This window comes from Paenibacillus sanfengchensis (assembly GCF_036864765.1).
In the GTDB taxonomy this organism is placed as follows: domain Bacteria; phylum Bacillota; class Bacilli; order Paenibacillales; family Paenibacillaceae; genus Fontibacillus; species Fontibacillus sanfengchensis.
The window spans coordinates 32384-55765 of record NZ_JBAGJC010000015.1 but is presented as its reverse complement, the minus strand read 5'-3'; the positions used below and the strand labels follow the sequence as shown (position 1 = coordinate 55765).

The following is a 23382-nucleotide window of genomic DNA, read 5'->3' as shown; positions in this document are numbered from 1 at the left end:
GGTGGATAATCATGGGGTACAAACCGGAACTGCTCGTTCCCGCAGGTTCATTAGCGGAGATCAGGGCTTATCTTGAGGCGGGGGCGGATGCCGTCTTAATCGGCGAGACCAGATACGGCATGCGCCTGCCTGGAAATATTCAGGCCAATGAAGTCGCGCAGGCGGTCCGGCTTGGTCACGATCACGGCGCCAAGGTTTACGTCAGTGTCAACAAGCTGCTGCATAATGACCAGTTGAAGGAACTGCAGGATTATGTCAAGGTTTTGGCCGAAGCCGGCATAGACGGCATCCAGTTCGGCGATCCCGCAGTGCTCCAGGCGGTACGGGAGCTTGCCCCCCAAATCGCATTGCACTGGAATGCCGAAATGACTTCGACGAATTACTCGACCGCCAATTACTGGGGAAGTAAAGGAGCTACCCGCGCCGTACTGGCCCGTGAGCTGAACATGGACGAAATTACGGAAATGCAGCCTCACCTGCAAGTCGAGGCCGAGGTACAGGTTCATGGAATGACGAATATTTACCATTCCAAGCGCCGGCTGGTCCAGAGTTATATGATGCATCAGGGACGATCGGTAGAGGGCGGCGACCTGGGGAAAGAGCGCGGGTTGTTCCTCATCGAGGCGGAGCGGAAAGAAGAGAAATTTCCAATTTACGAGGATGACAACGGAACTCATATTATGAGTTCGGACGATATATGTATTTTGGAAGACCTGCATATTTTGCTGGCGGCCGGTGTGGCCGGTTTCAAAATCGAAACGCTGCTCAAAAGCCCGGAATACAACAAAGTGGTTATTCAGGCTTATCGCAAAACGATTGATGCGTATATCGCGGATCCTGACCAGTATGAAATGGATGAGGCCTGGATCGAGAGCATCCGACGGGTCCAAGATCCGGAACGGGAATTGTCCTTTGGCTTTTTCTACAAAGAACAGGTTTATTGATCAATCGCATGCATCGTCATGCATAATCACGCAAAGAGGTGAACGAAGATGCAAACCGCGGAGAAACATATCAGGAAATACACGGGGAAACGTTACCGGTTGGAGAAGCCCGAGCTGCTTGCGCCGGCCGGTAATCTAGAGAAGCTGAAATTCGCGATTCATTATGGAGCGGATGCCGTGTATATCGGAGGACAGAAATATGGCCTTCGTTCCAATGCCGATAATTTCAGCTTTGAAGAAATGCGCGAAGGGGTCGAATTTGCCAAAAAATACGGCGCCAAAGTGTTCGTGGCAACCAATATTTATGCGCATAACGAGGATTTGGCGGGGATTGAAGAGTACCTGCGCAACCTGTATGACGCGGGAATTTCCGCCGTGATCGTCGCCGATCCGATCATCGTGGATACGGCCCGGCGGGCGGTTCCCGGCTTAGAGGTCCATCTCAGCACTCAGCAATCGACGGTGAATTGGCAGGCCGTCAAGTTCTGGAAGGAAGAAGGTCTCCCACGGGTCGTCCTCGGCCGCGAAACGAGCCTGGAAGAGATCGAGGAGATTAAAAAGCACGTTGACATCGAAATTGAAGCATTCATACACGGAGCGATGTGCTCATCTTATTCGGGACGCTGTGTTCTGTCGAATCATTTTACCGACCGGGATTCGAACCGCGGCGGCTGCTGTCAATCCTGCCGCTGGAAATACGACCTGTTCGAAGATGGCCGTCCGGACGAAGCATGGATTTCCGAAGAGGAAGCGATGGGGGATCCCGTGCTGCAGCAATTCCAGCTTGGGGTGAACCAGCTGCCGCTATTCGGTGAACAGGACAACGCCTTCACGATGGGGTCCAAGGATTTGTGCATGATTGAGCATATACCCGATCTGATCGATGTCGGTGTCGACAGTTTCAAGATCGAAGGGCGGATGAAATCCATCCACTACGTGGCCACGGTCGTTAACGTTTACCGCCAGGCGATCGACGCCTACATGGCCGATCCGGAAAATTACGTATTGAAGCCGGAGTGGGTCGAGGAGATCAACAAGGCGGCGAATCGTCCGCTCAATACCGGATTTTTCTATGATACGCCGGATCACGAGGACCATATTTACGAACCGGAGGAGAAGGCGGCGCCTTACGATTTTGCCGGTTTGGTGATGGACTATGACGCGAAGACCGGGATGGCGGTCATCCAGCAGCGCAATCACTTCAGACCCGGCCAGGAAGTGGAATTCTTCGGTCCCGGAGGTACGTTCTTTAAGCAGACCGTAACCGCGATTTGGGACGAAGAGGGGAATGAACTGGACGCCGCCCGCCATCCGCTGCAAAAGGTCAAAATTAAAGTGGATCAACCCGTTTCTTATTTCGATATGATGCGCAAGAAAAAATAAAATGGCTGCTTATATAGCAGGAGCCCGTGGAGTGAAGAACTTCCGGGCTTTTTTGTTGTTTTTAAGAATCTCCCCCAGTTCCATGTTGTTGAACGTACACGCCTTTACAATATTCAACAAGTATGCGAATCCGAAACATTCGCTCTTCTTTTGCTTAGGTCAAAAGTCCCTTTTTTGCGTTTTGCGTTCTTTTTTTACCTCAAGCTTTAAATTCATGGCCGAATTATGCCGATATTAAAGAGGAGTTGCTTACTTGCTGTCGAATGATGTAAGTGACGAGTTATGTTAAGTAAACGTAAAAAGTAAGACCACAAGCCTAGGTTTGTGGGTGCAACAACTAATCTAAGCGGTGGGTGATGGAAATGGGTCTGGTTCCGAAGAAAGAGAACCGAGAAGGCAGCAACAAGGAATCAAAGAAGAAGGGCTTCGATGAAATGAGGAACACCATGAAGAAAGCCTTCGGTGGAGAAACATGGTCGGCATTGGGAAGCAAGCTTCCCAAACAATTGAACCCGAACAAATCGGTTGGCGTCCGTCTGTTCCTGATTTTCTTTATCGCGATTATGTTCTTCGTCTTGACGATCGGCATCATATCCTATCAAATGGCGAAGGGAACGATCCAGAAGAACGCCAAAAGCGCGAATCTGCAGACGATTGTTCAGACCTCGCAGAAATTGGATATTGTTTTGGGCAAATATGAAGAAAATTTGCAGCAAATGTTCCTGGACGACGAAATGCAAAAAGCGATTACGGAAGCTTCATTATCCAACATTTCCGATTATGACCGGTTTACGGTGATGAACAAATTAAGAACCCGGTTAAACGGGATTACTTTTTCCACAAAAGGAATTGTTGCCGTTTACATGATGTCGGCGGACAACCTGATCGAAGATGTTAGCTCGGGCAGCGCGGATTCCGCATTTCTTCAGGAGGCCAGAAAGCAGCCATGGTTTGCGGAAGCTGCTAAGGGACCAAGTGTGGCCTGGCTGAATGTTCCTGAAAAGAGCGGAGGGACGCAGGTTTTCCGACTCGTCCGGTCGGTGCAAAGCGTCAACAGCATGAAGCGTTTCGTTCTGGTTGCAGACATTAATCTGGAAGTGCTCAACGGTTATTTGAAAGAGATCAGCCTCGGGAAAAACTCGGAAATTCAAATGCTGACCCCTGACAATGTGGTGGTGGGATCTTCCACTGGGGGGAATGAAGGCAAGAAGTCCGAAATCGACTTGGCAAAAGCGGGCGATAAGAAAACCGGCAGCATTAATACGAAAAATGCGAAGGGAAAAGACGTTCTGGCGGTCTTTAATACGCAAGCCAGCACGGGATGGAGACTGGTGGGTACGGTCGGCACCGCCGAATTAACCAAGGATGCGGGCGGAATTTTGCTTGTAACGTACATATCCGCGGCTGTGGTGGCGGTAATCACGATCCTGTTGGCGATGTGGATAGTTCGAATGATCGCTTATCCGCTGGCCAAGCTGAAGAATCTGATGGAAGAAGGCGCCAGAGGCAATCTGAACGTTCGGATGGTACTGAATTCGAAAGATGAAATCGGCCAATTGGCGGCCAGCTTTAACGTCATGATGGAGCAAATTACCGGCCTCGTCAAACAGACGAACCAATCGGCCAAGGATGTTCTGGATACGGCCGCCGAGCTGACCCAGGCCTCCAACAAAACGGCGATTTCCGCGAAAGAGATCGCTGTGGCGACGGAGGAGATCGCCAACGGCGCGACAAGCCTGGCCAATGAGGCGGAACGCGGCAATACGCTTACCGAGAATATCACGCGCCAAATGGAACGCGTTATTTACGCCAACAAGGAAATGGAAGAATCCGCCCACCAGGTGGAAAAATCGAGCCAGCAGGGGACCGGCTATCTGAGCAGCCTGCTGGACAAGACGAATATGACGGTGGATATGATCAACGCTTTGACGGCCAAGGTGGATGCCTTGAAGGCAAGTACGTCGTCCGTATTGAAAGTGCTGGACGTCATGCAGAACATTACGCAGCAAACCAACATTTTATCCTTGAACGCGACCATTGAAGCGGCCCGGGCGGGGGCGGCAGGACGCGGATTTATGGTCGTCGCGGATGAAATTCGCCAATTGGCGGATCAATCCCGTCAATCGATTACGATGGTTGGCCAAATTACCGACAACATTCAGAAGGAAATGAACGAAACGGTCCAGGCGCTGTCGGAGGCAAGTCCATTATTCCAGGAACAAATCAACTCGGTCAAAGAGACCAGTCAGATTTTCGTGTCCGTTCAGGAGCAAATGGAAGGATTTATTCGTCATCTGGATACGGTAACGGCATCGATCGACGAGTTGAACGAGTCCCAGAATGTGATGTCCGAAGCGATGGGCAATGTCAGCGCCGTCGCGCAGGAATCTTCGGCGACTTCCGAGCAGGTGGCTTCGCTCAGCAGCGAGCAGCAAACGGTTGGAGAGCAGCTTGTGCAGTTGTCGAATAAACTGGAAAATGTGTCCAATGGGTTGAAGGATTCGCTGTCTAAGTTTACGGTATAGGGTATTTAAATCATATAAGCGCATTGTTAAAATTGCGGGTTGTCAGGGCGGATTGTCCTTGGCGACCCGTCTTTTTTGTCGGCGTGTTTTATGTGGGTTATGGCAATGTCGACATCGGTACCATCTCTCCCAGGGTGTGAAGTGACTTTTCCCAGGAAATAATGGGAGAGAGAAATGGAGGCGGCGTACATGTCATTATCCGGAAAGAAACGCATATTTTATATTCTAATGCTATTCGCAGGGGTCTTTGTTCTTTTTGCGGTTCGGGTGGCATGGATTCAATGGACGGCGGCTTTTGTTCCGGTAACGAAGGCGGGAAAAACGATGAATGAACTGGCGGTTCGGCAGCGGGAAGAGGGCGTTGAACTGGATAGCGGAAGGGGACAGTTCGCGGACCGCAACGGAGAACCCTTTACCGGACAGATTCACTGGAAACCGACGCTGTTTCCCATCTCCGAGTTACCCCCGAGGAAGTCGGTACGGGAATTGGCCGGCCTTCTTGGTACCGATATGGAACATTTAAGCGAATTGTGGATGGGGTTGCAGAAACCTTACATCTGGCCCGATGATCCAATGGACGATGGGAAAAAGTCGCTGCCCGAATCGCTGCCGTGGCCGGTCGTCAAGGGGTTTGAGCTTCTTCCTTATAAAGAGCGTTACCCCGAGGGACTGCATGGGAAACAGTGGCTGGGCTTCACGGCCCAGCGACCCGATGAAGTGCGGAAGCTGGCGGCCGCAAACCCGTCGAAGCGACAGCTCCCTTTAAGTTTGCAATTGGGGGCCTCGGGATTGGAAAAAACGTTGGACCGTTTTTTACACGGAGACGGCGAAACCCGGGTATATTACTCCGTGGATGGCCGAAAGCGGGCAATAGACGAGATCGGAACGAGAGCGGTAAGCTCCAAGAACCGCTATTTTCCGGTCAAGGTGAACACCACGATCGATTTGGCGATTCAGCAGCGCCTGGAAAAGTTGACGGAAGAGATGAATATTCGGGAAGGAGCTGTCGTCGTCCTGGACACCGACCAAAGCGATATTGTCGCCATGGTGTCCCGGCCTTTTTTCGATCCGAAGCAGGTGGATATTCAAAGCGGGGATTGGAGCAACCGTGCCGTCAAGGCGGCGATTCCCGGCTCCATCTTTAAAACTGTCGTCGCTGCCGCCGCTTTGGAGAAAGGAGTGGCCCATCCCGGCGAAAAATTTCATTGTTCGGGGCATTACGGCAAATACGGACTGGCCTGCTGGAAAAAAGAAGGGCATGGCACCCTTACATTAGAGGAAGGCTTTGCCCGTTCTTGCAACGTCGTTTTTGCGTCCCTGGGCGAACGCTTGACCGCGTCCGATTTGGAGAGAACGGCCGCCGCTTTAGGCTTGAACAGGAAGGTCGGCTGGAATGCTCAAGCGTTTATGGGCGGAGCCGATCTATGGCAAATTGATCAGGAGGAGAAAGGGGCTTTGTTCGGAACCACCGGAAAAGTGGACGGCGGGGTGATGGCTCAGACGGCGCTGGGGCAGCGGGATGTCCTGATGACTCCGCTCCAAGCCGCCAATCTGATCGTTACCCTGCTTCATGACGGACAAGTGACCTCTCCGCGGTTGGTCCGCTCGATTCAATATAATGATGGCACCACCCTGGCCGATTTTCCGGTGCAGCGTTTGGTCCGCCAGGAAGCGGGGGTCTCGGCCGAGACAGCAAGAACCCTGCTCGCCTGGATGAGGATGACGGTCACCGACCGCAACGGAACGGGGCGTTCTTTGCTTCAGGCTGCATGGCCCCTGGCCGGCAAATCGGGTACCGCAGAGGCGGGAAAGGGGGAGAGTGGCCGAAACCAACGAAACCATCAATGGTTTATCGGGTACGGCCCCAAGGACAACCCCCGGTATGCCGTAGCCGTGCTCGTGCAGAACCGCCCCGCCGGTTCCCCGCATCAGGCTGTCGCCTTGTTCCGCAGCGTGATGGATACGCTTGCCGAACAGAGTAAGCCTGGGGTCGGATCCCATGGGGATCCGGCCACTTTTCCAAAAAAATGACACTAATTCTATGGCGGGTGTGATAAAATAGTGAGGATGCTATGTTTTAGTGCATGACAAAGTCAATGATCATAGAAAAGTGGGGAAAGCACATGGAGACTTTGCTGCTGTGGTTATTTTATATCTCATCGCTTTATGCGTTTATACCTGGCCTGATCACCAGGCTCTTTGGATACCGGGTTTTCAGACGGGGCCTTAGCGACAGCAGGTTCGCCCTTACCTTCGATGACGGTCCCGATCCGGTTTATACCCCTCAACTGCTTGATTTGCTGAAGCGGTATGATGCCAAAGCGACCTTCTTCGTTGTGGGCTCCAATGCCGAGAGACATCTTGATCTGATCAAAAGGATGCACGAAGAGGGCCATTTGATCGGGATCCACAATTACATCCATAAAACCAATTGGTTGATGCGGCCGGCGACCGTCAAGAAGCATATTCAAAAAACGAGCGGCATCATTCAGGCCGTTACAGGCGTGAAATCGATATACTATCGGCCGCCTTGGGGCATCGTGAATTTGTTTGATTTCGCCAAGCGCGGCGACACGCAGATCGTGCTATGGTCGGCGATGTTCAGCGATTGGCGAGTACGGATCGGAGCGGACAAATTAACGAAACGGATGATGAGGAAACTGCGGGGCGGCGAGGTGTTTCTGCTTCATGATTGCGGTTCGACACTGGGCGCAAACCGGGGAGCACCGGGGGAAATGTTGGTCGCCCTGGAGCGGGTCTTGACGGAGGCAGACCGGAAAGGTCTGAAAAGCGTGCGAATCGACGATCTGATCCAAATCACCGAAAACGCCAAGTTCGGAAAAAAGGGCAAACCTGTTCCCGTTGACGGAGAGAAGGTGGCCAGAAGTGGGCCTACGGATGCTTCACGTTTCAAAAAAATACTGATCTCGTTATGGTTGCTTTGGGAGAAGGTATTTCACCAACTTTTCCACGTGCAATCCATACACAAAGAAGACTCCTTCTTTCATTTCCGGATTCGGCCGTATCACGGAGATTCGGTCGAGATGAACGGGGGCGCCAAGCTGAATAACGGAGATCGGATTATGGAGCTTCATTTTGACAATAAGAAGCTGTATGAAATCGGCTCCCGCTCGAAATCGCCGGTTCAACTGGCGATTAAAATGGTTCGGGGCGTGGAGAAGGAACTGCCGAAGTTGGCGAATTACATCGCCAATCACCCGGATCTGCATGATGTCAAGGCTTTGTATGGCGTCAGCATGATCAACCGGGGACCGGAGCAATTCGGGTTTACAGTAACCGATCTGCCCAAAGGCTGGTTTGCCAGCTCGTCGCGGCTGTACCTCAAATTTCTGCTGAGAGTCATCCATCCGGACGGAGGGGCAAGATTGAAGCAGTCCGCCGAGCGTTTGGTTCCCAAACTGATCCTGATGCCGATCGAACATTTGGTCAGCCATTACATGCAGGACGATTCCAAGCGCAAAATGAACGACAAACCGGAAGCTGTTCCGGAAGAGGAGCCCGTTTTGAATGCCAGCATGTCCTGTCCTTAAGGTCTTATCGCACTTAATATGCCAAACGTCTACAAAATGCGCCCGCAGGAGCTTCCTGCGGGCGCATTTTCTTTAGATGGAACCGACTAAAATTAAATCTTCATAACACCGCCGGAGCTGGCGTTGGTTACGAGCTTCGAGTAACGGGCCAAATACCCGGTCTTCACTTTCGGCTCAAAGCCTTTCCAGTTGGCCCGGCGGCGGGCAAGTTCCTCATCGTCGACATGCAGCTCGATCTTCCGGTTGTTCAGATCCAGCTCGATGATGTCCCCGTCCTCGACAAAGGCGATTGGTCCGCCCTCGGCCGCCTCCGGAGAAATGTGGCCGATACTGATCCCGCGGGAAGCGCCCGAGAAGCGGCCGTCCGTAATGAGGCCCACCTTGGCGCCCAGGCCCATGCCGACGATCTGGGAGGTAGGCGCCAGCATTTCAGGCATCCCCGGACCGCCCTTAGGTCCTTCATAGCGGATGACGACAACGCAGCCTTCCTTCACTTTGCCGTTGGCGATGCCTTCCAACGCTTGCTCCTGAGAGTCGAAGCAGATGGCCGGCCCTTTATGATAACCGCCGACCGAAGGATCGACCGCTCCGACTTTAATGACGGAGCCCTCCGGAGCCAGGTTGCCGTACAGAATGGCCAGTCCGCCTTTCTCCGAATGCGGATTAGCGATCGGGCGAATGACGTTATGATCCAGGATTTCGCAGCCCGCCACGTTTTCGGCAATGCTCTTTCCGGTCACGGTAATCCGGTCCCCGAAAATGGCGCCGGGCTTCTTAAGCAGCTCGTGCAGCACGGCGCTTACGCCGCCAGCCCGGTGAACGTCCTCGATGAAAAGATCGGAAGCCGGTGCCAGCTTCGCGATATGCGGGACACGGTTAGCCACTTCGTTAATCCGCTCCAGCGGATAATCGATGCCGGCTTCCTGCGCGAGTGCGAGTGTATGAAGCACGGTATTGGTGGAGCCGCCCATCGCCATATCGAGCGCGAAAGCATTGTCGATCGACTCCTGCGTGACGATATCGCGCGGTTTAAGGTCGAGCTTGATCAGTTCCATCAGTTGGCGTGCGGATTGTCTGACGAATTCTCTGCGCTCTTCGGCTACAGCCAGGATCGTTCCGTTACCCGGGAGAGCAAGACCCAGCGCTTCCGCTAGGCAGTTCATGGAGTTCGCCGTGAACATACCGGAGCAGGAACCGCAGGTCGGACAGCCGTATTGTTCAAGCTCTAGCAGATCGTCATCGCTGATCTGTCCGGCTTGGTGAGCGCCGACGCCTTCAAATACCGAGGTGAGCGAGAGCTTGCGACCCTTGCTGTCCACGCCCGCCTTCATCGGCCCGCCGCTGACGAACACGGTTGGGATGTTGACGCGGAGCGCGCCCATCATCATCCCCGGCGTAATCTTGTCGCAGTTCGGAATGCAGACCATGCCGTCGAACCAGTGCGCGGATACGACGGTTTCCAGCGAATCGGCGATAATTTCCCGGCTCGGCAGGGAATAGCGCATGCCGATATGGCCCATGGCGATCCCGTCGTCAACCCCGATCGTATTGAATTCAAAAGGAACACCGCCGGCTTCGCGGATGGCTTCCTTCACGATTTTGCCGAATTCCTGCAAATGCACATGGCCCGGCACGATGTCGATATAAGAGTTGCAGACCGCGATGAACGGTTTGCCGAAATCTTCATCCTTGACCCCCGCTGCCCGCAGCAAGCTGCGGTGAGGAGCGCGGTCGAAGCCTTTTTTAATCATGTCTGAACGCATTTTCTTTGCTGTCATGATGTTGGATCCCCCCACGATTGAAATAATGAAATATATTGATTTTGGAACTTTACACCGCTAAAGGTTTTCTTTAAAGTCTATCATAGATAACCCGGTTTTTCTACCAACCAGAAAAAAGAAACCCCGGTGGGTACCGGAGTTTCTTCATTAAGAAACAGCGCTGATGACCGTTTCGTTATTTATTGTTATTATTGCGCGCTTCGCCGCCTTTGCGGCCAATTTCACGGTAAAATTCTTTATCGTGTTTTTCGGAGGTAGCTTCGCCGCCCTTTTGACCGATTTCTTGGTAGAACTCGCGGTCATGATTTCGGGAAGTGGCTTCGCCGCCTTTTTGACCGATCTCCTGATAGAATTCCTTACCGTGATTTTTGGCGGTAGCTTGCCCGCCCAAACGGCCTGCTTCTTCACGGCTCATTTTTCTTTTGTCCTGTGCCATGCTTATCACTCCTTAGGTCGTTTTGGTGTGTTAGTTCGTAACAGTTATTTACCACGGGCAGCCGCCTTGAAACCAGATTTAACAGAATAACTAAAATCTTCTATTTGAATTTGCTCCAAGCCCTGATTTCTCATCATTGGTGTTTGCCGATGGCGCCAAAGCTGCCGAAGGCTTTACGCTCCAAATTTAGTACCCACTGAACCGGAGGTTCGATCGCGAAGGAGGTCCATTTTCGGACAATGGGCTGGCTGAGCAGCAGGGTCAGACCGAACGCCGCCATAATGACGGCAACTCCGGCAAGGGCTCCCTCCAGCCGGCCATACAGCGGCGATGCCACAGCCAAGCGGATGATGAGGCCATGGAGCAGAAAGACATATAGCGTCCGGCGGCCGTATTCCGTCAGAAGGTTCTCGCGCTTGGGCACGAAAGAGAGAAAAACCGCGCCGGCAATGAGCTGCAGGCCATACAAGGCCAGCCGATACAGGCCCGCATACCACTCTTCATGATGAAGCTGCATATAAGTCATGCTCCCGTAGAGCCAGCCCGGAACCAAACGGTTCCCGCCCAGAAGGATAGCGGCGAATAATCCGGCGGACAAGAGGATTCCGGCCATCCGAACCTCGCGGGTCAATCTCTTCTCCAAAGCCTCGAAGGAAAAATGATAGCCGGCGATGAAAAACGGCAGAAACACGAAGGTTCGCGAAACGCTGAGCCAGGTTCCGTCCAACGGGAGATAGCCGACGAGCACCCCGAGGGTAACGGCCGCCCCAACCTGTTGCAACGGGGACCATTTGCGCATCGCCAGCAGCAGAAGCCGCCAACATAAATGGCTGGCCAGGAACCAGAGCAACAAGAAGGGAGCGAAAAAGGAATGATGAATATCTTTGACATGAAAGACGGTTAGATCCAGCACCGAATACAGGGACTGGAAAATGATATACTGCATGCCGATCTGCAGCATGATTTTGCGGCCGGCGGTGCCGGTCAGGCTGGACTTGGCAAAATACCCCGTAACAAAGACGAACAAGGGCATATGGAAGGTAAATATCCATAGGTACAGCGTATGGAGTCCCTCCATCCGCGCAATCAGCGGCTCAACGGCATTGCCGATTAAAACGCAGACGATGAGCAAAAAGCGTAAATTGAGGAAAAACGTTTCACCTCTGGGATTTAGCTGATGTGCCGACATACGTAAAACTCCTCCCCCATGGATTTGATGCTTATAGCCAATTGTTTGGTCGAGATTAACGGGATGCCTGAAATTGCGGATAACGGCGGCTGAGCGGTGAAGTAGAATTTAAACGGACCAGACAACCCGGCGTGAAAAAAACTAAAATTTTAAATATATTCTCATAATAAAAGTACTTTGAATTCTCTTAAATTCTTGTGATATTAATCACAATTGAAAACGCTGCCATTGATCATTTTTGTGTCTATCCAATGAAACCCCGAGTAGGGAAAATTTTGTCTCCTGAATGATCACGGAGTACAATGTTTTTAGAGTATATAAGTTTAGTTTGTTTAGGGGAACTATTTAAAGGAAGACAGGGGGGGACGATAGTGCCGGCGATCCGAATTCATGACCGGGCGGTTCCTTGCCGGGGAATTCTGTTCGATAAGGATGGGACTTTGCTCGATTTCCTGCAGCTGTGGGGGAATTGGGCGCGGACGCTAACCGAGCTGCTTGTGGCCCATCTTGGGGTGCTCGGGGCGGAACTTCCCGTTCCCAAGCGGCGTTTGATCGGGCTTCAATACAACGCAGAGGGGCAGGTGAGCGGATATGACAAGACCGGCCCGCTCGCGATGGGAACAGAGGAAGAAATGACGGCGCTGCTCGCCTGGCAGTTGTATGCGGCCGGCGTGCCGTGGAATGAAGCGCTGGTTCAAGTCAGGCAATTCAGCGTTTCCGCGATGGTGGAGGTGGAGAAACATAGAAGCGCCCAGCCGCTGCCGGGATTGAGCGACTTTTTGAACTCGTGCGAAAGAGCTGGCCTGCGGCTCGGCGTGGTTACGTCGGACACGACCTCCGAGGCGTTGAAGCACCTGGGCTGGCTCGGTTTCCGCGGCCGGTTCCAATCCGTGGTCGGCCGGGAACGGGTCGTGAAGGGGAAGCCGGATCCGGAGATGGCCTTTCTCGCGATGCGGGAACTCGGGATCGCGCCGGAGGAATGCATCGTCATTGGAGACAGCAACGCCGACATGGTGATGGGCAAGCAGGCCGGTGTTGCCCTGACGATCGGGATTGCGCCGGATGGCGAAGGTCCGTCTTATCTGCTGGATGCCGATCATATTATCTCCAGCTACCGCAGCCTGGAGGCTTATTAATGGTAACGGATTACGGGACGGATTAGGAAGAGCAAGGAGGAGAAGAACGAATGAAGGAAGAATCGCAAGCCAAAATCGCCATACTTTCGGAATGGATCGGGGAGAGCGAAAACATCGTCTTTTTCGGCGGGGCCGGGGTCTCCACCGAGAGCGGTATTCCGGATTTCCGCTCGGCGGCCGGAATATATCAAATTGAGAAGGAGTCGCCGTATTCCCCGGAGGAGATTTTGAGCCGCCCGTTTTTTAACCGGCATCCGGAGGTGTTTTTTGATTTTTACAAATCGAAAATGATCCACCGGAAGGCACAGCCCAATCAGGCCCATCTGTTACTGGCGAAACTTGAGGCGGAGGGCAGACTAAAGGCCGTGATTACGCAAAATATCGACGGGCTCCATCAATTGGCGGGCAGCCGCCGCGTGCTTGAACTGCACGGGTCCGTCCACCGCAACTTCTGCATGGACTGCGGGCGCTTCCACTCTCTGGATGAAGTGATGGCCAGCCCGTCTGCCGTTCCCGAGTGTTCCGCTTGCGGCGGCATCGTTAAGCCCGATGTCGTTTTGTACGGAGAAAACCTGAATGACCGGGTGATAACCGAAACGGTTCAAGCCCTGGCGGAGGCGGATTTGCTACTGATCGGAGGCACCTCGCTGACCGTATATCCGGCCGCTTCGCTGATCGGCTATTTCAAGGGACGCCGCATCGTGCTGCTTAACGCATCAGCTACCGCTTATGATGACCGTGCCGACTTGCTGATCGCTGAGCCGATCGGCGCAGTAATGGAACAAGCAGCGGATCTGCTTGAGCGCAAGTCTTCCGCGGACTTCTAGCTAGAAAACGGTTTCTTGCCAAAGCGGAAGGAACGAGCTATGATGTTTTTCAAGGAAAATTCACTTCGGGAAGGATGGGAAGAGTATGGTCTATACGGCAAGCGATGATCGTTATGAATCTATGAAATATAACCGGGTCGGCCGCTCGGGTCTGAAACTGCCGGCCATTTCGCTGGGGCTGTGGCATAATTTCGGCGGCGTCAATTCGTTTGAGAACGGACGGGAGATGCTGCGCCGCGCGTTTGATCTGGGCATCACACATTTTGACCTGGCAAATAACTATGGGCCTCCTCCGGGTTCGGCCGAAGAGATGTTCGGTCAGATGTTGAAGAAGGATTTCGCCCCTTATCGGGACGAAATGGTCATTTCGACGAAAGCGGGTTACTATATGTGGCCGGGGCCGTATGGGGAATGGGGGTCCCGAAAATATCTGATCTCCAGCCTGGATCAGAGCCTAAAGCGGATGGGGGTAGATTATGTGGATATTTTCTATTCCCACAGACCGGATCCGGAAACGCCTCTGGAGGAGACCATGATGGCGCTGGACCAGATTGTGCGGTCGGGAAAAGCGCTGTACGTCGGCATTTCCAGCTATTCGGCCGAACAGACCGCGGAAGCGTCCCGCATTCTGAAAGAGCTCGGCACACCGCTGCTGATTCATCAGCCGAGTTACTCGATGCTGGAGCGTTGGATTGAGAACGGACTCCAGGATGTGCTGGATGAGAACGGCGTCGGCAGCATCGCTTTCTGCCCGTTGGCCCAAGGTTTGCTGACGAATAAATATTTGAACGGCATCCCGGAAGATTCCCGGGCGAAGAGCGCAACGGGTTTCCTCAAAGAAGAGCAGATCACGCCGGAAACGCTGCGCAAAGTAAGGGCGCTGAATCAGATGGCCGCGGCCCGCGGGCAAAGCCTTGCGCAATTTGCGCTCGCTTGGGTCCTTCGCGGAGGCCGGGTCACCTCCGCCCTGATCGGGGCCAGCCGGGTGAGCCAAATCGAGGAGAACGTCCAGGCGCTGAACAAACTAGACTTTACCGAGGAAGAATTGTCCCGGATTGAAACGATCTTGAATACGAACGGGGATCATTAAGGGTGTAAGGCCGAGACCGATCGGCGGATTACGCGGCGACAACACCCCTATCCTCCGGCTGGTTACGGAGAGGTGGGGGTGTTTTTGTTGTGCGGCCCGCCGGAGGCGTTCTTCCTATACTCACTGGGCGATTCGCCGTGAAAGCGCCGGAATTGTCGGGAGAAATACAGCGCGTCTCCCATGCCGACGGAAGCGGCGATTTGTTCGATCGACAGCTCGGAGCGTTCGCGGAGCAACTGCCGCGATTTATCGATCCGCAGCTTCAGCAAATAGGTCACGGGAGACAGCCCGGTCTCCTTCTTAAATATCCGGGATAAGTAAGCGCGGTTATATCCGAGACTTGCGCACATCTGCTCGATCGACATCGGATGCGCATATTGGCTGGACATATAGTGAATCATTTGCTTGACGATGCGCTGGACTCCCGTTTCGCCTGCCGGCAGGCCGGATTCCAGCACCAGTTTTTCCTCCGCTTCGGCCATAATCAAATACAGGCAGCCGAGCGAGGCCAGATGGGAGCTCGGCTTCTTGCTGCGGAACGCTTGCAGTGCGGATTCCAGCAGCAGGGGGATCCGGCTCTCCTCGCCGGAGCGGAAGACCGGAAGCTTGGGGGTAAAGCCGGCGCGCAAGATCAGGGTCTGCGCCTTCTCGCCGGAAAAAGCAATCCACCGGTAGCCCCAGGGATCGTCATTGTCCGAGGCGTAGCTCACGAGCTGGTCGGGCTGGATGAGAAAGCAGTCGCCCTGGCTGAGATCGTAGTGGGCGAATTCCGTCCGGAAGCTTCCTTTTCCGCGTTCAACAAAATGCAGAAGATAATAATCGTATACTTTAGGGCCCAGACGGTGCTCCGCCATCGTTTGGCTTTCTCCCGCAAAAAGGACATGGAGATCATGGTTTTCGCTGATTTCCGGGTTGGCCGCGGCGCTATAAGTTTTCTCGGGCATCGGTACACTCCTCTTGGGTTCAGGTCACATATGTCCATATTATTCTCGCATAGATGCATTATCAAATACAAGCGTTTTCTTTATACTAGGAACAAGAACTTAAGATTCCATGAAGATGGGGTGCAGGTAAATGAAAAAGCAGGAAATGGAACAAATGTTTATATCGCGTTGCGGAGGGAGCGGCGAGGGTGTGCGCATCTTTAACGCACCGGGCCGCGTCAACCTGATCGGCGAGCATATCGATTATAACGGAGGCTATGTGCTCCCGGCCGCCCTGGAGTTCGGAACCACGCTGGCCGTACGGAAGAGAGACGACCAAAAAGTTACATTTGCATCAAGTAATTTACCTTATACGGCGGAAATCGCACTGGATGACCTAGGCAAGGCGAAAACCGGAGAATGGGTGGATTATCCGATCGGGGTGATCGTGGAACTCGGCAAGAAGGGAATCCGTTTAACGAGTGGCTATGACTTGTTTTTCCATGGGGAAATCCCTAACGGCGCAGGATTGTCTTCCTCGGCATCGATTGAGGTGGTAACCGCTTATGCGCTGCTGTTCATGGAAGGCCAACCGACGGACAAGGTGGAGATCGCCGTATTGTCCCAAAAGGCGGAAAATCTGTACGTAGGGGTAAACAGCGGCATCATGGACCAATTCGCCGTTTCGAACGGCGCGCGGGATCATGCGATTCTGCTAATGTGCGACACGCTCGAATACAAGCTGGTTCCTTTCCGGACCGGGGCGTATAAGCTGATTATCGGCAATACGAACAAACGGAGAGGACTTGTGGATTCAGCTTATAACAAACGGCGCGAACAGTGCGATGCGGCTCTGCGCATCGTACAGCGGGAGGAGCCGGAGATTCGGTACCTCGCCCATTTGAAACCGGAACGCTTCGAAGCGCTCCGCGGCAGCTTCACGGATGAAGTGCTAGTGAAACGGGCGAAGCATGTCGTGGAAGAGAACGCCCGCGTGCTGCAATCGGTGGATGCGCTCAGCGCCAATGATCTGACGGCGTTCGGCAAGCTGATGAACGCGTCCCATGACTCTCTTCGCGATCTATACGAAGTGAGCTGTATGGAGTTGGACGTGATGGTGGAAGAAGCCCGCAAAATAGACGGGACGCTGGGCTCGCGGATGACGGGTGCCGGGTTCGGGGGATGTACGGTATCCCTGGTGCACGAGGATGCGGTGGAACGGTTCGTTCAGGAAGTCGGCGCGGCTTACCTGGAGCGTACCGGACTTAAGGGCGATTTCTATGTATGCGGCGTCGGCAACGGCGTTCATGAAATGAAGGGAGAGGTTTAATATGGCGATCCTGGTAACGGGCGGAGCGGGTTATATCGGTTCTCATACGGTAGCGGAGCTGCTGGATCAAGGGAAAGAGGTCGTGGTGATCGACAACCTGTTGACCGGTCATAAAGGGGCGCTGCTCGGCGGCAAGCTGTACGAGGGTGACCTCCGCGACAAAACGCTGCTTGCCAAGTTGTTTGCGGAGAACGAGATCGAAGCGGTCATTCATTTTGCCGCCAGCTCCCTGGTTGGAGAGAGCATGAAGGACCCGGTGAAATACTTCGATAACAACGTATACGGAACCTTGTGCCTTTTGGAAGCGATGGATCAAGCCGGCGTTCGCAAAATCGTCTTCTCATCGACGGCGGCGACTTACGGGGAGCCGGACAAGGTGCCGATCGAGGAGACCGACGCGACCCACCCGGCCAATGTGTACGGGGAAACGAAGCTGACGATGGAACGGATGATGGCCTGGTTCGACCAGGTTTTGGGCATCAAATACGTATCCCTGCGGTACTTCAATGCCGCCGGCGCGCACGAAAGCGGCAAGATTGGCGAAGATCACCGGCCGGAAAGCCACCTGATCCCGCTGATTTTGCAAACCGCGCTGGGGCAGCGCCCGTCCATCCAGGTGTTCGGTGACGACTACAATACGCCGGACGGAACATGCGTCCGCGATTATATCCACGTGAGCGATTTGGCGGACGCGCATCTTCGCGCCGTCGATCACCTGATGAAGGGCGGGGAAAGCGAGGTTTTCAACCTGGGGAACGGCCAGGGCTTCTCGGTCAAAGAGGTGATTGCCAAGGTCAAGGAAGTGACCGGACGGGATTTTCCGGTGGTCGTCAGCCCGCGTCGCGAGGGCGATCCCGCCGTGCTGATCGCCTCCTCCGACAAGGCCAGATCGGTGCTCGGCTGGCAGCCGAAGCGCGACAAGCTCGATGATATTATCCGCAGCGCCTGGGAATGGCATCTTCATCATCCCGACGGCTACGGCGACAACTAAGGAGTGAGGAACTGTGGAAGCTGAAGTGATGCAAAGACAGGAAGCGCAGCAAGCGATCGAACGGCTGATCCACTATGGGCTGGAGCAAGGGATGATCGACTGGTATGATCTGGACTACTCCCGGAACCGGCTGCTGGAGCTGTTTCGTTTTGATGAGCCTTTTGCCGGCCAACTCGACGGGGAGCCGCTTTCGGGGCCGCAAGAGCCGCTGGCCAAGTTGATCGATTACGGACTTGCGATCGGTCTGATCCCCGAAAACAGCGACACCTACCGCGATTTGCTGGACGCCCGCATCATGGGCCTGTTGATGCCGCGCCCTTCGGAGACGATCGCGAAATTCCGCCAAACGGCGGAGAGCCAGGGCATTCAGGCGGCCACGGACGAGTTCTACAAATTGTCGGTAACGAGCAATTATATCCGGATGGATCGTGTGGCGCAAAATATTTACTGGACTCAGCCGACCGATTTCGGCGATATGGAGATTACGATCAATCTGTCCAAACCGGAGAAAAATCCGAAGGAAATCGCCATGGCGAAGCTGCTTCCGCCGCCGATCTATCCGAAGTGCCAGCTGTGCCGGGAGAACGTCGGCTACGCGGGACGGCTCAACCACCCGGCCCGGCAAAACCTGCGGGTGATTCCGCTTGAGCTGAACGGCGAGCCGTGGCTCTTCCAATATTCGCCGTACGTGTATTATAACGAGCACTGTATCGTATTCCATCACGATCACGTGCCGATGAAGCTGACCAAGGAGACGTTCAAACGGCTACTTGATTTCACGGGGCGTTTCCCGCACTATTTCATCGGCTCGAATGCCGATCTGCCGATCGTCGGCGGCTCGATTCTGACGCATGACCATTTCCAGGGCGGACGTCATACGTTCCCGCTGGAGAAGGCTCCGATCGAGGCCTCGTTCCGCCATCCGGACTTTGCCGGCGTTACGGCCAGTCTGGTTCACTGGCCGATGTCGGTGCTGCGGCTGAGCGCACAGGATCCGCAGGTGCTGCTGGAGGCGGCGGACGACCTGTACGAGAAATGGAAGGCGTATAGCGATCCGGCGGCGGACATTCTCGCCTTCAGCGAAAGCGACGGTTCCCCGGTACCGCACAATACCGTCACGCCGATCGTCCGCCGCGGGGCGGACGGCGGCTATGAGATGGATATCGTGCTGCGCAACAACCGCACCAACGGGGAGCACCCGGAAGGGATATTCCACCCTCACCGGAAGATGCACCATATCAAGAAGGAGAATATCGGCTTGATTGAGGTCATGGGGCTGGCGATTCTGCCGGGACGGCTGAAACAGGAGCTGGCCGATATCGCCGACCTATTGAGCGGCAATGACGAACTGCGGGAGCAGGCGCTTTCCGCCGATTCTGCCGGCCCGCTTGCCGTGCACGCTTTATGGATCGGCGAGCTGATCGAGCGTCACGGGACGAAGCTGGCCCGGGAGCAGGCGGAAGCCTTGCTCCGAGAAGAGGTCGGCCGCAAGTTTGCGGAAATTTTGGGCCATGCCGGCGTGTTCAAGGTAAGCGACAACGGCCGGGAAGCCTTCCGCCGGTTTATCCGGTCGGCGGGTTATCGGGAATAGGGTTGCGGTAGACCGTGGGTTGCAAAGGAGAAGTCGCCTTTGCAGCCCGCTTTTTTATTCTCTGGCCCGGTTTGTTTTTAGAACGGAAGCGGCAGTATAATCAGAGTGTCATGTTGCATTTAAAATTCAACGTAGGAGGGCGTCTATAATGAATCGTTTTCAATTTCACAATCCGACCAAGCTAATCTTCGGCAAGGAGCAATTACACACTTTGAAGGAAGAAGTTCCGCGTTATGGGCGCAAGGTTCTGCTCGTTTACGGGGGCGGCAGCATCAAACGGAGCGGCCTCTATGACAGAGTGATGTCCCTGCTTCAGGAGATCGGCGCGGAGGTGACCGAGCTTTCCGGCGTGGAGCCGAATCCGCGGCTGTCCACGGTGCATCGCGGCGTGGAGCTGTGCAAGACCAAGGGCATCGAACTTGTCCTGGCCGTAGGGGGCGGTAGTGTGCTGGACTGCTCGAAGGCGATTGCGGTGGGCGCCAAGTACGACGGCGACATGTGGGATTTTGCGGAGCGAAAAGCCGTACCTCAGGCTGCGCTGCCATTGGGAACGGTGCTGACGATGGCGGCTACCGGTTCGGAAATGAACGGAAGCTCGGTTATCTCCAATGAAGCGACCCAGGAGAAGCTCGGCTGGGGCAGCAAGCTTGCTTACCCCGCTTTTTCGATCCTGGAGCCGGAGAATACGGTGACGCTGCCGAAGGATCAAACCGTCTACGGCATGGTGGATATCATGTCTCATGTGTTTGAGCATTATTTTCACAAGGAAACGAATACTCCAGTACAAGACGGCTTCTGCGAGACAATTCTCAGAACGGTGATCGAAACGGCTCCGAAGCTGATCACGGATCTGGAAAATACGGAACACCGCGCAACGATTCTCTACTGCGGCACGATGGCGCTGAACGGCGTACTCAACATGGGTTTGTCCGGCGATTGGGCAACCCACAATATCGAGCATGCGGTGTCCGCGGTATACGATATCCCGCATGGCGGCGGACTGGCTATCCTGTTTCCGAACTGGATGAAGCAGGTCATGCATCATGACCTTACCCGGTTCAGACGGCTGGCGGTCAACGTGTTCGATGTCGATCCGGCAGGCAAAAGCGATCAAGCCATCGCCGAAGAAGGGATCGCTTCGCTGCGCGCGTTCTGGGATTCCATCGGGGCGCCGAGCCGGCTGGCCGACTATTCCATCGACGACAGCAAGCTGGAATTGATGGCCGACAAAGCCGTGCGGTTTGGAGCGTTTGGCAATTTTGCCCGGCTCGAAAAACAGGACGTATTGGAAATTTACAGACGGTCCCTGTAACTGAATAAACTGTAAAATGCCTCTCTTGGATTTCCGAGGGAGGTTTTTTTATATGAGTAAGGGAGAATTATGCAACAATGTCGAATGTAAAACGTAACAATCTACATATGGGTTTGAGATACAGCTGGAAAAGGGGGGGATGGATTGGAGGTTTTGTTTTGGAGCTGTTTTGTAGGCGGAGCCCTCTTCGCCCTCATCAGCACCATCGTTGGCGATTTGGTGGGAGGGTGGCTGGAAGGCCTGTTTGACGCCTTTTCGGCGGATTTCCTGAAACCGGTGGTTACGGCCTCGGCGGTCACCACCTTTGGCGGTGCCGGGATTCTGCTCGACCGCTATACCGGTTTGGGAAATGCCGGCGTTGCGCTTATGGCCATTCTCATTGCGCTCGCCTTATCCGCACTGATTTACTTCGCTTACGTAAAACCGATGGAAAACAGTGAAAACTCCATCGGCTACTCTCATTCCGAACTTCCCGGCAAGCTGGGGGAGGTCACCGTACCGATCCCGTCCAACGGATACGGTGAGATTATGGTGAAATTCGTTTCCGGCAATACGCTGCATACGGCTGTAAGCTGGGACCGCCGCGATATCCCTGCGGGGACCATGGTGGTGATTATCGATGCGAAAGACGGTGTCGTCCATGTATCCGAGTTCGAAGAGCACAATCAAACACAAGGAGATGATGTGATTGGAAAACATGCCTGATTTTTTGTTGATCCCCGGGATTGTCATTGCCGTCATAATTATTCTTGGTCTGGCCTTTTGGGCCCGATACAAAACGGTCAGTCCGGATGAAGCGATGATCGTGACCGGCTCATTTCTGGGGAACAAGAACATTTCCGAAGACGAGTCCGGAAGGAAAATCAAAATCGTGCGCGGCGGCGGGGCGTTCATCTGGCCGATTTTTCAAAAAGCCGAATTTATGTCGCTCCTGTCGCACAAGCTGGATGTGATGACGCCCGAAGTTTATACGGAGCAAGGGGTCCCGGTGTCCGCAGACGGCGTCGCCATCATTAAAGTCGGCAGTTCCGTCGAAGATGTCGCCACCGCGGCCGAGCAGTTTATGGGCAAACCGATTGAATCCCTGAAAGGGGAAGCCCAGGAAGTTCTTGAAGGGCATCTTCGCTCCATTCTCGGGTCGATGACGGTGGAGGAGGTATACCGGAACCGCGACAAATTCGCCCAGGAAGTTCAGGGTGTAGCGGCGAGAGATTTGAAAAAGATGGGCCTGCAGATCGTTTCGTTTACAATCAAGGATGTTCGGGATAAGCACGGGTATCTGGAGGCGCTCGGTAAGCCGCGAATTGCCGCGGTCAAGCGCGATGCCGAGATCGCCGAGGCGGAAGCGATGCGGGATGCCCGCATTCAAAAAGCCTTGGCGGAGGAATCCGGGCAGAAGGCGGAACTGCTGCGGGACACGAATATCGCGGAGGCTTCGAAGGAGAAGGAACTGAAGGTCGCTTCGTTTAAGAAGGAACAGGACACCGCCAAGGCCGAAGCCGATCAGGCCTACCACATCCAGGAAGCCCGGGCGAAGCAGACGATGGTCGAGGAGCAGATGAAGGTCGAATTGGTCCGGAAGGAGCGCGAAATCGATCTCCAGGACAAGGAAATCGTCGTGCGCCAAAAGCAATATGACGCCGAGGTGAAGAAGAAGGCGGACGCCGACCGTTACGCCGTGGAGCAGGCCGCCGAAGCGGAAAAAGCCCGGAAAATGCGGGAAGCGGATGCGCTCCAATATTCTATCGAGACGCAGGCCAAGGCCTCCGCGGAACAAAAACGCCTCGAGGGCCTGGCGATCGCCGATGCGGAACGCGCCAAAGGGACGGCGGACGCCGAAATTATCCGGTTGCGCGGTCTGGCCGAGGCGGAAGCCAAGGAAAAACTGGCGGAAGCGTTCCAGAAATTCGGTGAGGCGGCCATCTTGGATATCGTGGTGAAGATGCTGCCCGAGTTGGCCGGCAAAATCGCCGCACCGATTTCGACGATCGATAAGCTAACGGTTGTCGACACCGGCAAAGGCGAAGGCGCCGCCCGCGTCAGCAACTATGTTACCGAGCTGATGGCCACTGCACCGGAGATGTTGAAGAGCGTGTCGGGCATCGAGCTGGATCGCCTGATCCAAGGCCTTACCCGGGGCAAAGCGGTCCCGGCGGCTGAGGCTGCCGCAACCAAGTCCACGGTCCCGGCGGAGAAATCCTCCGTTCTGCTGGAGAGCGCCGCGGCTTCGCAAGAAACTCCCTAACCGGCGAAGAAACCGGCGGACCCCGTCCGGCTGTGATCATTAAGGAAGACGGTTCAAAGTAAAAAAGCGCGAGTTGCAAGGGGAGTTATGCCTGCAACCCGCGCTTTTTTAAAGCGGTTCTATTTTGT

Annotated in this window: 18 protein-coding genes; 14 read left to right on the top strand and 4 right to left on the bottom strand. The window is 54.4% G+C overall.

All coding sequences use genetic code 11. The features are described from left to right. Positions 1–11 precede the first annotated feature (11 nt). From V4U84_RS22550 to V4U84_RS22530, 5 genes are all read left to right on the top strand, one after another. Complete coding sequence (locus V4U84_RS22550) at positions 12–944, top strand: peptidase U32 family protein (protein ID WP_334078013.1); 933 nt, start codon at positions 12–14, stop codon at positions 942–944. Between the two features lie 48 nt (positions 945–992). After that, positions 993–2327, top strand: coding sequence for a peptidase U32 family protein (locus V4U84_RS22545; protein WP_334075626.1), 1335 nt, complete (start codon positions 993–995; stop codon positions 2325–2327). A gap of 362 nt (positions 2328–2689) precedes the next feature. Continuing rightward, entirely contained in the window at positions 2690–4852 is a 2163-nt protein-coding gene (locus V4U84_RS22540) for a methyl-accepting chemotaxis protein (RefSeq protein WP_334078012.1), read from the top strand. Between the two features lie 189 nt (positions 4853–5041). After that, complete coding sequence (locus tag V4U84_RS22535) at positions 5042–6883, top strand: peptidoglycan D,D-transpeptidase FtsI family protein (RefSeq protein ID WP_334075625.1); 1842 nt, start codon at positions 5042–5044, stop codon at positions 6881–6883. A gap of 92 nt (positions 6884–6975) precedes the next feature. Continuing rightward, the gene (locus V4U84_RS22530) at positions 6976–8403 is read left to right on the top strand and encodes a polysaccharide deacetylase family protein (protein ID WP_334078011.1); all 1428 of its coding nucleotides are present in this window, start codon (positions 6976–6978) and stop codon (positions 8401–8403) included. 92 nt (positions 8404–8495) lie between these two features. Here the strand turns inward: V4U84_RS22530 and ilvD are convergent, their stop codons facing one another. From ilvD to V4U84_RS22515, 3 genes are all read right to left on the bottom strand, one after another. Beyond that, entirely contained in the window at positions 8496–10181 is a 1686-nt protein-coding gene (gene ilvD / locus V4U84_RS22525) for a dihydroxy-acid dehydratase (protein ID WP_334078010.1), read from the bottom strand. A gap of 178 nt (positions 10182–10359) precedes the next feature. Next, a complete protein-coding gene (locus tag V4U84_RS22520; protein ID WP_334075622.1) occupies positions 10360–10620 on the bottom strand; it encodes a general stress protein in 261 nt (86 codons plus the stop codon). Positions 10621–10753: 133 nt separating this feature from the next. Beyond that, a complete protein-coding gene (locus V4U84_RS22515) occupies positions 10754–11809 on the bottom strand; it encodes an acyltransferase family protein (RefSeq protein ID WP_334078009.1) in 1056 nt (351 codons plus the stop codon). 371 nt (positions 11810–12180) lie between these two features. Between V4U84_RS22515 and V4U84_RS22510 the strand changes: the two genes are divergently transcribed. The 3 genes from V4U84_RS22510 (at position 12181) to mgrA (ending at position 14862) form a co-directional block, all read left to right on the top strand. Continuing rightward, positions 12181–12945, top strand: a complete 765-nt coding sequence (locus tag V4U84_RS22510) for an HAD family hydrolase (RefSeq protein WP_334078008.1) — start codon at positions 12181–12183, stop codon at positions 12943–12945. Between the two features lie 50 nt (positions 12946–12995). After that, positions 12996–13772, top strand: coding sequence for an NAD-dependent protein deacylase (locus V4U84_RS22505; RefSeq protein WP_334078007.1), 777 nt, complete (start codon positions 12996–12998; stop codon positions 13770–13772). Between the two features lie 85 nt (positions 13773–13857). After that, positions 13858–14862, top strand: coding sequence for an L-glyceraldehyde 3-phosphate reductase (gene mgrA, locus V4U84_RS22500; RefSeq protein WP_334078006.1), 1005 nt, complete (start codon positions 13858–13860; stop codon positions 14860–14862). Between the two features lie 62 nt (positions 14863–14924). On the opposite strand, the gene V4U84_RS22495 is transcribed toward mgrA, so the two are convergent. Continuing rightward, positions 14925–15806, bottom strand: coding sequence for an AraC family transcriptional regulator (locus V4U84_RS22495; RefSeq protein WP_334075617.1), 882 nt, complete (start codon positions 15804–15806; stop codon positions 14925–14927). A gap of 130 nt (positions 15807–15936) precedes the next feature. Here V4U84_RS22495 and V4U84_RS22490 point away from each other — a divergent pair, with 130 nt between their 5' ends. From V4U84_RS22490 to V4U84_RS22465, 6 genes are all read left to right on the top strand, one after another. Next, the gene (locus V4U84_RS22490) at positions 15937–17115 is read left to right on the top strand and encodes a galactokinase (protein WP_334078005.1); all 1179 of its coding nucleotides are present in this window, start codon (positions 15937–15939) and stop codon (positions 17113–17115) included. A 1-nt stretch (position 17116) separates the two neighbouring features. After that, complete coding sequence (galE, locus tag V4U84_RS22485) at positions 17117–18106, top strand: UDP-glucose 4-epimerase GalE (RefSeq protein WP_334078004.1); 990 nt, start codon at positions 17117–17119, stop codon at positions 18104–18106. 28 nt (positions 18107–18134) lie between these two features. Further along, positions 18135–19697, top strand: a complete 1563-nt coding sequence (locus V4U84_RS22480) for a UDP-glucose--hexose-1-phosphate uridylyltransferase (RefSeq protein ID WP_334078038.1) — start codon at positions 18135–18137, stop codon at positions 19695–19697. A gap of 148 nt (positions 19698–19845) precedes the next feature. Continuing rightward, positions 19846–21009, top strand: coding sequence for an iron-containing alcohol dehydrogenase (locus V4U84_RS22475; RefSeq protein WP_334075614.1), 1164 nt, complete (start codon positions 19846–19848; stop codon positions 21007–21009). Between the two features lie 144 nt (positions 21010–21153). Continuing rightward, positions 21154–21714, top strand: coding sequence for an NfeD family membrane protein (locus V4U84_RS22470; RefSeq protein WP_334075613.1), 561 nt, complete (start codon positions 21154–21156; stop codon positions 21712–21714). After that, a complete protein-coding gene (locus V4U84_RS22465) occupies positions 21707–23254 on the top strand; it encodes a flotillin family protein (protein ID WP_334075676.1) in 1548 nt (515 codons plus the stop codon). Before V4U84_RS22470 ends, V4U84_RS22465 begins: the two co-directional genes overlap by 8 nt. Positions 23255–23382 lie beyond the last annotated feature (128 nt).